The 1,135-nt window shown below is 48.8% G+C and carries 1 protein-coding gene; it reads right to left on the bottom strand.

Annotated elements, in window-relative coordinates; all coding sequences use genetic code 11:
• Window positions 1-27: 27 nt before the first annotated feature.
• The coding region (locus ACPUC7_RS24375; RefSeq protein ID WP_494924853.1) for an IS3 family transposase at window positions 28-1,135 on the bottom strand (1,108 nt) is incomplete at its 5' end.

Here is a 1,135-nt window from a genome sequence, read left to right as displayed (position 1 = left end):
GGAGATGCGGATATTTTGTTGGACTGGTTATGTTGAGATCCTCAGATGCTGCCGGTACTTCACCGGGCTCATTGCACCTAATGAGATTTTAATACGCTCCTCGTTATACCAGCGTATGTACCTGTCCAGGAAGCACATAAAATTTTCCAGCGTTGCACCCGCCCAGTTTCTGCCGTAGTACATTTCATTTTTTATCCGCCCGAAGAAGCCTTCGCACGCTGCGTTATCCGATGAGCAACCTTTGCGCGACATGGACCTTATAAGTCCCGACGCGTTAATACGATCAAGCCAACCCGGCCATCGATAATGACCGCCTCTGTCACTGTGTATCACCGGCTTTTCATTTTCTGTGAGCGTATCGATCGCATCATCCAGCATGGTATTCACCAGCTTTGCGTCCGGACGCGTTCCGATCATCCAGCTCACCACTTTGCCGTCAAAGCAGTCAATAACTGGTGACAGATAGACTTTGCCTGCTGGGATCTGGAACTCGGTTATATCGGTCAGCCACTTTTCATTTGGCCTGCAGGATCGAAAATTTCTGGCGAGAAGGTTTTCAGGTGCCGGACTGATTTCTCCGCAGTAAGAGCTGTAGCGACGCCTTCCGGCTCGTTTAACAACAAGCTGCTCTTCAGTCATCAACCTGCGGACGACCTTCTCGGAGATATAAGTGTTATTTTCACGCAGCATCGCGTGCAGACGCCGGTAGCCGTAGCAACGGTAATTCCCGTCAAAGAGTTTTGTCATCGTCACGCGTATTTCAGCGTACTTATCGTGCCGACGCAGCTTTGCTTTGTGATAGAAATAGCAACTGCGCGCAAGTCGCAATGCATTAAGCAGCTCAGCTAAAGCATAGATTTCCTTAAGGGCATCAACTACCTGGGTTTTCTCCCTGTTCTTCAGGGTCTGGAAGCTGATGCCCATGTCTTTTTTTATCAGTTCATTCGCTTTAGTCAGAATGTCACGTTCAAGCTGCAGCTGATGGACCTGCTGTTTGAGCCGTGCGACTTCTTCATGCAGTGCATCCTGGTTTTTGTCCGGAGAACCTGATTTATGTTTACGCATGGATTGATAAGCCTCATCGTCGATTAAGTCTTTCTTCCACTTGTACAGAACCGGAACGCTGACGCCTATA

The organism is Pantoea sp. CFCC18179 (assembly GCF_059412405.1).
Note: the sequence above shows the minus strand (reverse complement) of the source record. Positions and strands in the feature narration are given on the sequence as shown.